Annotated in this window: 2 protein-coding genes and 1 pseudogene; all 3 read right to left on the bottom strand. The window is 70.0% G+C overall.

What is annotated here, in order from left to right:
* Positions 1-351 (bottom strand): annotated as a pseudogene (locus tag VXC91_RS44710) (glucose-6-phosphate dehydrogenase); the annotation flags it as partial.
* Positions 348-1,493, bottom strand: coding sequence for a transaldolase (gene tal / locus VXC91_RS44705; protein ID WP_329513065.1), 1,146 nt, complete (start codon positions 1,491-1,493; stop codon positions 348-350). The pseudogene VXC91_RS44710 and the gene tal, both read right to left, overlap by 4 nt.
* Positions 1,494-1,512: 19 nt before the next feature.
* Positions 1,513-2,256, bottom strand: a 744-nt coding sequence (locus tag VXC91_RS44700; RefSeq protein WP_329513064.1) for a transketolase-like TK C-terminal-containing protein, incomplete at its 5' end; no start/stop codon positions are given.

The raw sequence follows: 2,256 nt of genomic DNA, 5'->3' as shown, positions 1-2,256 counted from the left end.
CACCACCTGTGCGAAGTCCTGGTCGGCCCAGTCGCGGCGGGCGAAGCCGACGAGCGAGAAGCCCGGCGGCAGCAGGCCGCGGTTGGCCAGGTCGTAGACGGCCGGCATCAGCTTCTTGCGGGACAGGTCGCCCGTGACGCCGAAGATGACCAGGCCCGACGGCCCCGCGATACGGGGCAGACGCCGGTCGCGGGGGTCACGGAGCGGGTTGGCCCAGTCGGCGACCGGGAGCTCGTCCGCCGGAGCGGACGGCTGTGTGCCGCCTGCCGCCTCGGGCGCCCCGGTCTGCGGTTCCGCGTTCGCCGCTTGTATGTTCCCGGCAGGCGTCCCCTTGGACTTGCCCTTGCTCATTCCCCGTCAACTCCCTTGGTTTTGAGAGAGGTTGCGACCGCCTCCAGCAGGTCGCCCCAGGCCAGCTCGAACTTCGCGACGCCCTCGTCCTCGAGCTGCTTCACGACCTCGTCGTAGGAGATGCCGAGCCGCTCCATGGCGTCGAGGTCGGCGCGGGCCTGCGTATAGCCGCCGGTCACCGTGTCGCCCCGGAGGTCACCGTGGTCGGCGGTGGCGTCGAGGGTGGCCTCCGGCATGGTGTTGACCGTGCCCGGGGCAACCAGTTCGTCGACGTACAGCGTGTCCTTGTACGCCGGGTCCTTCACACCGGTCGACGCCCACAGCGGGCGCTGCTCGTTGGCCCCGGAACGGGCCAGGGCGAGCCAGCGCTCACCGGCGAAGACCTCCTCGTAGGCCTCGTACGCGAGCCGTGCGTTCGCCAGTGCGGCCCTGCCCTTGAGCGCGAGTGCCTCGTCCGTGCCGAGCTTCGTCAGGCGCTTGTCGATCTCGCTGTCGACGCGGGAGACGAAGAAGGAGGCGACGGAGTGGATGGCGGACAGATCGAGACCGGCGTCCCTGGCCTTCTCCAGACCGGCGAGGTACGCGTCCATCACCTGGCGGTAGCGCTCCAGCGAGAAGATCAGCGTCACATTGACGCTGATGCCCCGTCCGATCACCTCGGTGATGGCCGGGAGGCCGGCGTCGGTGGCCGGGATCTTTATCATCACGTTCGGGCGGTCGACGAGCCAGGCGAGCTGCTTGGCCTCGGCCACCGTCGCCCTGGTCCGGTGGGCGAGCCGCGGGTCGACCTCGATGGAGACGCGGCCGTCCCGGCCGTCCGTGGCCTCGTGGACGGGCCGCAGGATGTCCGCGGCATCGCGGACGTCCGCGGTGGTCATCATGCGTATGGCCTCGTCGACCGTCACGCCGCGGGCGGCCAGATCGGCCAGCTGCTCCTCATAGCCCTCTCCCGTGCCGATGGCGGCCTGGAAGATGGACGGGTTGGTGGTGACGCCCACCACGTGCTTCGTCGCGACGAGTTCGGCCAGGTTGCCGGACGCGATCCGCTTGCGGGACAGGTCGTCCAGCCAGATCGACACGCCCGCGTCGGACAGGCGCTTCAACGGCTCCGCTGCTGCGGTTGCTTCGGTCACTGTGATCATCTTCTTTCTGGCGATCGGATCAACCGCGGACGGCGGCGAGGGATTCCCGGGCCGCGGCGGCCACGTTCTCGGCCGTGAAGCCGTACTCGGCGAACAGGGTCTTGGCGTCGGCGGAGGCGCCGAAGTGCTCCAGGGAGACGATGCGTCCACTCTCACCGACGTACCGGTACCAGGTCAGGGCGATACCCGCCTCCACCGCCACGCGGGCCTTCACGGACGGAGGAAGGACCCGCTCGCGGTAGTCGGCGGGCTGCTCCTGGAACCACTCCACGGACGGCATCGACACCACGCGGGTACCCACACCCTCGGCCTCCAGCCGCTCCCGGGCGGCGACGGCGAGCTGCACCTCGGAGCCGGTGGCGAGAAGGATGACGTCCGGGACCTCGGTCGAGGACTCCTCGAGGACGTAACCGCCCTTCGCGGCCTCGGGGTTCGGGGCGTAGGTCGGCACTCCCTGGCGGGTCAGCGCGAGACCGTGCGGAGCCGGGTTCGTGGAGTGCCGCCTGAGGATCTCGGCCCAGGCGATGGCGGTCTCGTTGGCGTCGGCCGGGCGGACGATGTTCAGGCCCGGGATGGCGCGCAGCGAGGCCAAATGCTCGACCGGCTGGTGGGTGGGTCCGTCCTCGCCCAGACCGATGGAGTCGTGGGTCCACACAAAGGTCACGGGGAGCTGCATCAGAGCGGACAGGCGTACCGCGTTGCGCATGTAGTCGGAGAACACCAGGAAGGTGCCGCCGTAGACGCGGGTGTTGCCGTGCAGGGC

Origin of the sequence: Streptomyces chiangmaiensis, assembly GCF_036281785.1 — a bacterium.
GTDB lineage: Bacteria > Actinomycetota > Actinomycetes > Streptomycetales > Streptomycetaceae > Streptomyces > Streptomyces chiangmaiensis.
The sequence above is the reverse complement of the archived record's forward strand: the minus strand, read 5'-3'. Positions and strand labels throughout refer to the sequence as shown.

Excerpts from the sequence above, each read along its gene's own strand:
- tal (WP_329513065.1), bottom strand. The coding sequence starts at position 1,493 with ATGATCACAGTGACCGAAGCAACCGCAGCAGCGGAGCCGTTGAAGCGC.